Annotated in this window: 4 protein-coding genes and 1 pseudogene; 3 read left to right on the top strand and 2 right to left on the bottom strand. The window is 74.4% G+C overall.

From position 1 onward, the window contains the following. Positions 1-343 precede the first annotated feature (343 nt). Both ABZ641_RS24275 and ABZ641_RS24270 read left to right on the top strand, forming a co-directional pair. Positions 344-943, top strand: coding sequence for a carbonic anhydrase (locus tag ABZ641_RS24275; protein WP_344622940.1), 600 nt, complete (start codon positions 344-346; stop codon positions 941-943). A gap of 46 nt (positions 944-989) precedes the next feature. Continuing rightward, positions 990-2,462 (top strand): SulP family inorganic anion transporter, encoded by a 1,473-nt coding sequence (locus ABZ641_RS24270; RefSeq protein ID WP_359984848.1) that lies wholly within the window; start codon positions 990-992, stop codon positions 2,460-2,462. A 69-nt stretch (positions 2,463-2,531) separates the two neighbouring features. Here the strand turns inward: ABZ641_RS24270 and ABZ641_RS24265 are convergent, their stop codons facing one another. Together ABZ641_RS24265 and ABZ641_RS24260 are read right to left on the bottom strand one after the other, a co-directional pair. After that, positions 2,532-3,959, bottom strand: a complete 1,428-nt coding sequence (locus tag ABZ641_RS24265; protein ID WP_359984845.1) for an FAD-binding oxidoreductase — start codon at positions 3,957-3,959, stop codon at positions 2,532-2,534. Positions 3,960-4,099: 140 nt separating this feature from the next. Continuing rightward, positions 4,100-5,323: an erythromycin esterase family protein gene (locus tag ABZ641_RS24260; protein ID WP_359984842.1), complete on the bottom strand. Its 1,224-nt coding sequence runs from the start codon at positions 5,321-5,323 to the stop codon at positions 4,100-4,102. Here ABZ641_RS24260 and ABZ641_RS24255 point away from each other — a divergent pair. Further along, positions 5,322-5,528: pseudogene (locus tag ABZ641_RS24255) on the top strand (MerR family DNA-binding transcriptional regulator); the annotation flags it as partial. The gene ABZ641_RS24260 and the pseudogene ABZ641_RS24255 sit on opposite strands and share 2 nt — an antisense overlap. Positions 5,529-5,602: the final 74 nt, after the last annotated feature.

Genomic DNA, 5,602 nt, shown 5'->3' with positions numbered 1-5,602 from the left:
GCGGCCTTCGCGGATGTGGCCGGGTTGCGTCTGTGGCACTGGCCCGTGGACAGCCGGCCACGACGCCCGTCCGAGGGCGCCGGGGGCTCCCCTCCCCTACCCGTCCAGACCCACCGGTGGGTCCACCGCCTCCGTGTACCAGGTCTTCCGCTGCTGAGCGGGCCCGCGGCCCGTTCTTCGGGCCCCGCCGCCCGGCCCGCCGCCGTACCGCGCTGATCCTCTCCGATCCGCGCCCGGCCGCGCCGCCGCACGCCCACGGCGACCGTCGCCGTTGCGGCGTGAAGACCTCGTCGACACCACGCCCCCGCGCCGAGGCGCGCCGGGGCCATGGAGGTATGCCCCGATGGACCCCTTGATCGACCGTGCCCGTTCGTTCCGCGACCGTGCCGCCCAGGACGGCCGGCAGTTCCTCGGCCTGGCGGCCGGGCAGTCCCCGCAGGCCCTTTTCATCACCTGCTCCGACTCACGGGTCGTCCCGTCGCTGATCACCGGCGCCGACCCCGGCGACCTGTTCGAACTGCGCACCGCGGGCAACATCGTCCCGCCGTACCGCACCGACCGCCCCTCCGGGGAGGCCGCGACCGTCGAGTACGCCGTGGAGGTGCTCGCCGTCCGCGACATCGTCGTCTGCGGCCACTCGCACTGCGGCGCGGTCGGCGCGGTCGTCCGCGGCGAGGACCTCAGTGCCGTGCCGGCCGTCCGCGGCTGGCTGGCGACCACCGACCGCACCGCCCTCGCCGGGCCCACCGAGGTCTTCGACCCCACGGTGGCAGGGCCGGTGCAGCGGCACGTCCTCGCGCAGCTCGACCGGCTGCGCGCCTACCCGGGCGTCGCCCGGCGCACGGCCGCCCGTGAACTGCGGCTGCACGCCTGGTTCTACGAGGTGCACACCGGCCTCGTCCTGGCCCACCGGCCGGACGCCGACGCCTTCCTCCCGCTCTGAGCGGCCCTTGAGCCGGCCGTTCCACGACCGACCCACAGAGGACCTCATGTTGCGTACAACCGCATTCGACCCGCCCGCCCTCCGGGCGGACTTCGCCGCCTCCCTCGTCGTCTTCCTGGTGGCCCTGCCGCTCTGCGTCGGCGTCGCCGTCGCCTCCGGCGTGCCCGCCGAACTCGGCCTGGTCACCGGCATCGTCGGCGGCCTGCTGACCGGCCTGCTGCCCGGCAGCAGCCTCCAGGTGTCCGGGCCGGCCGCCGGCCTGACCGTACTCGTGTACGAGGCGGTCGCCGAGTTCGGCGTGGCCGCGCTCGGCGTCATCGTGCTCGCCGCCGGCCTGCTGCAGCTGCTGATGGGCGTGCTGAGACTGGGCCGCCTGTTCCGCGCCATCTCGGTGTCCGTGGTGCACGGCATGCTGGCCGGCATCGGCCTGGTGCTGATCGCCGGACAGCTCTACGCGCTGGCCGGCGCCAAGGCCCGCGGCAGCGGTCCGGCGAACATCGCCGGACTGCCCGGCCTGGTCGCCGACACCGCCCGCTCCTCCACCGGCCTCGCCTCGCTCGCCGTCGGCGCCGGCACCGTGGCGGTGCTGGTGCTGTGGAAGAAGCTGCCCGCCAAGGCCAGGGCGCTGCCGGCGCAGCTCGCCGCGGTCGGCCTGGCCACCGCGGTCGTCGCGGTGCTCGGCCTGCCGGTGGCCAAGGTGGAGGTGAAGGGCCTGCTCGGGGTGATCGAGCCGCCGTCCGCCTCCGGCCTCGCGGTGCTCGCCGACGCCGGGGCGATCGCCACCGTCCTGGCGTTCACGCTGATCGCCTCGGCGGAGAGCCTGTTCAGCGCCGCCGCGGTGGACCGGCTGCACGACGGCCCGCGCACCGACTACGACAAGGAGCTGATCGCCCAGGGCGCCGGCAACACCCTGTGCGGTCTGCTCGGCGCCCTGCCGATGACCGCCGTCATCGTCCGCAGCGCCGCCAACGTCCAGGCCGGCGCCCGGACCAAGGCCTCCCGCGTCATGCACGGCGTCTGGCTGCTGCTGTTCGCCGCACTGCTGCCCGCCGCACTCGGGGTGATCCCGCTCGCCGCACTGGCCGGCGTCCTGGTGCACGCGGGGTGCAAGCTGCTGCCCGTCTCCGCGATCCGGCCGCTGTGGCGCTCGCACCGCGGCGAGGCCGTGGTGCTGGTGGCCACGGCCGTCGCGATCGTCGCCACCAACATGTTCGAGGGCGTGCTGCTCGGCCTCGTCCTCGCGGTGCTGAAGACGGCGTGGGAGACCTCCTCGGTGCACCTGGAGGTCACGGACACCGCCGACGGCCCGATCCGGGTCGCGATCCTCGGCAACGCCACCTTCCTGCGGCTGCCGCGCATCCTGGACACCCTGGAGGCGCTTCCCCGGGACCGCGCGATCGAACTCGACCTGAGCGCGCTGCGCCACCTCGACCACGCCTGCCGCACGGCGCTGCAGGACTGGGCGGGCCGGCACAACGAGTTCGGGGTCGACCCGGTGCACGCACCCGCGCTGCACTGAGCCCGCCGCCCGCCGTGCCGCCGCCTTCCACGGCCGCGGCACGGCGGGCCGCTCGCCCGCGTACGGGCCTCAGTCCTCCGCGGGCGGGATGTTCTGGTTGAGACGGAACAGGTTGCCCGGGTCCCATCGCCGCTTCAGTGCGCGCAACCGTCGGTACTTGGCGGCGCCGTACGCCTGCTCGATCCGCGAATCGCCTTCGTCCATCAGGAAGTTGACGTACACACCGGTGTGGTGCCGGGTCAGCGCCGACCAGAAGTCGCGGACCCACTCCTGTTCCTCCTCGAAGCCCTCGGGGCCGGCGCAGCTGCCGTTGATGTTGAAGGTGTGCCCGGCCGAACGGCCGCTGAAGGCGGTGTCGTCCTCGCCGGTGCGGGAGATCGCACCGCCGAGGTGGAAGATCGGGAAGCTGGTCAGCGGCGAGCGGATCCCGCGGACCCGGTCGGCGGTGATCTCGATGATCTCGTCGGTGAGTTCGGCGGTGTCGAAGGACTTGAAGTAGTACCAGCGGCGTCGCGGATAGGACGGGTCGAGCATCGCCTGGTGCTCGGTGAAGGGCTTCGCCCGGCACAGGTCGGCGACCGGCGGGCCGAAGCGGCGCAGCGGGCGCAGCACCCGCTCGCCCTCGTCGAGGTCGCCCGTCCAGCAGCAGATGACGACGGCGATCGGCCGGCCGTGCCACTCGGAGGGGATCTCGGGCAGCGGCAGGGCCTTGCGGTGCACGACCGCGGTGGTGAGCCCGTCGGGCACGTCGGCGATCCACTCGCGGTAGAAGCGCAGCAGCCGGGCGGAGTCCGCGGCGTCCCAGATGATCGGGCCGGCGAGGACGGCCGGGCCGACCGGGTTGAGGCGGAACTCGAACTCGGTGACGATGCCGAAGTTCCCGCCGCCGCCGCGGACGCCCCAGAACAGGTCGGGGTTCTCGTTCTCGCTCGCCCGGACGTAGCCGCCTTCGGCGGTGACCAGGTCGACCGAGAGCAGTTGGTCGATCGTCAGGCCGTGGCGGCGCATCAGCCAGCCGATGCCGCCGCCGAGGGTGAGGCCGGCGAGCCCGGTGTGGGTGACGATCCCGGCGGGCACGGCCTGACCGAACTGCTGGGTCTCGTGGTCGAGTTCGCCGAGCAGCACGCCTGCCTGGACGCGGGCGGTGCGGGCCTCCGGGTCGATCCGGATGCCCTTGAGCCGGGACAGGTCGGCGACCAGTCCGCCGTCGCAGAGCGACTGGCCGGGGAAGCTGTGGCCGCCGCTGCGGACGGCGAACGGCACCCCGGTGGCGGCGGCGTGGCGGACGGCGGCGACGACGTCGGCGACCCCGGCGCAGTAGGCGATCGCCGCGGGTCTGCGGTCGACGGAGCCGTTCCAGATCTGCCGGGCCAGGTCGTAGCCGGGATCCGCCTGCGTCACCAGGTCGCCGCGGAGGGCGGCGGCGAGGCCGTCGGTCTCCGGGTCGGGCGGCGGCGCCGCGCGGTCGGTCGTGCCTGTGCCGGTCACCGTGTCCATGGCCACTCCCGTCTCGGGCGGCCCCCCGCCTCCCCAGTCTGGCACCGGGCCCGCCGCTGCACCGTCCGGTCCGCCACGGGCCCGGTCAGCCGACGTCCGGCCCGCCACCGTGCGGCCCGCCGCCGTCCGCTCCGGCGGCCTCAGCCCTGCGGGCCCACGTCCCTGACGTACAGCAGCCCGTCCACGGCGGCCAGGTGGGCCGGGTCGAGCGGGGCGTAGCCGAACCAGGGGGATTCCCGGGGTGCGGGCGGCGTCCCGGTGAGGGCGGCGGCCAGCCCGCGGGCATCGACGAGGACGTGGTCGTCCGGGAGTGCGTGCAGGAGTCCTTCGACGGTGTCCGGCGGCGGGGTGTCCACGCCGCGGTGCCGGATCGTGCCGAGGGCGGTGTGGACGAAGGCGTAGTCGGCGCCGGGGCGGGCGGCGACCAGCGCTCCGGCGCTCCACCACTCCAGCCGTACGCCGCCCATCCGCATGCTGCTCCTCTCCCGCTGCAGATGGCTGTTGTGGGCGAAGACCAGCACCGGGCCGCGTTCGGCGAGGGCGAGCAGGTTGTCGGCCATCATCGCGCCGCGCAGGCCGATCAGGCGGGCCATCCGGCCGGGCGAGGTGTCGGCCGTCCAGTGGTGGTAGCGCAGCAGGCCGACGGCGGTGCGCGCGTACAGGCGGGCGCGGTCCCACTCCTCGCTCGGGTCCCGCTCCTCGCTCGGGGGCGCTGTGGCCAGCTGCGGGGTGAGGGTGTCGAGCAGCGCCACCAGGTCGTCGGCGATCAGCCTCAGCTGCGCCGCCTCGGCGGACTGACCCGCCGAGCGGGTCGGGTCCATCATCGCGGCGGGCTCCGTCCACCGGTCGTCGGCGCCGAGCAGCCGGTCGAGCGTCGCCGCGGTGCACGGGAGCAGGTCCGGGTCCGCGTGTTCCGCGAGGTGGCGGTGGAGCGCGGTGAGGGCCGTGCGGGGGCTCTCGGCCCCGGTGATCTCCAGCGGGCCGTCGAATCCGGCGAAGCGCACCTGCTCGGCGGCGGGCCGGCCCTCGTTGTGGGCGCGCATCCAGCGGACGAGCTCGCGGTTGGCCGCCGAGGCCCCGAACCCGTGGCTGAAGCCGTGCGCCACGGCCTCGTCGAGGGTGCCGGCGCCGGTGGTGACGTACGCGTCGACGCGCAGGCCGGCGAGGCAGTCGCTCTCGATCGCGATCGTCCGATAGCCCTCCTGTTCCACGAGCTGCCGGAAGAGCAGGTTGCGCAGGTCGAGCAGGTCGTCCTCGCCGTGCGTCGGCTCGCCCAGGGCGAGCATCCGCGGCCGGGACGGCAGCAGCGCCAGCAGCGCGGCAGCGTCGACCGGGCGGACGGATTCCTTGATGTCAGTCGCCATGCGTTCAACGGTATCGTTGAAGCTTCGGTTGAAACTTTTCCCCGACACCACCAGGGTCATGGCACGAAACCTTCAAAGCGGTGAGCGGCTCCGGCCGGTCGACCTGGCGCGCGGGCACGGGCTGTCCACGCAGGCGGTCCGGAACTACGAGGAGGCCGGGATCCTGCCGGCCGCCGAGCGCAGCCAGCACGGCTACCGCAGCTACCGCTACCGCGGCCGCGGAGCTGTTCGAACACGAGGCGCACGTGCTGGGCCCGGACCACCCCGACACTCTCGCCG

This window comes from Kitasatospora sp. NPDC007106, assembly GCF_040634455.1.
GTDB classification, from domain to species: Bacteria; Actinomycetota; Actinomycetes; order Streptomycetales; family Streptomycetaceae; genus Kitasatospora; species Kitasatospora arboriphila.
This window is presented reverse-complemented; position numbering and strand designations above follow the sequence as displayed.

Coding starts and splice junctions, on each gene's coding strand:
- ABZ641_RS24275 (WP_344622940.1), top strand. CDS start 344: ATGGACCCCTTGATCGACCGTGCCCGTTCGTTCCGCGACCGTGCCGCC.
- ABZ641_RS24270 (WP_359984848.1), top strand. CDS start 990: ATGTTGCGTACAACCGCATTCGACCCGCCCGCCCTCCGGGCGGACTTC.
- ABZ641_RS24265 (WP_359984845.1), bottom strand. CDS start 3,959: ATGGACACGGTGACCGGCACAGGCACGACCGACCGCGCGGCGCCGCCG.
- ABZ641_RS24260 (WP_359984842.1), bottom strand. CDS start 5,323: ATGGCGACTGACATCAAGGAATCCGTCCGCCCGGTCGACGCTGCCGCG.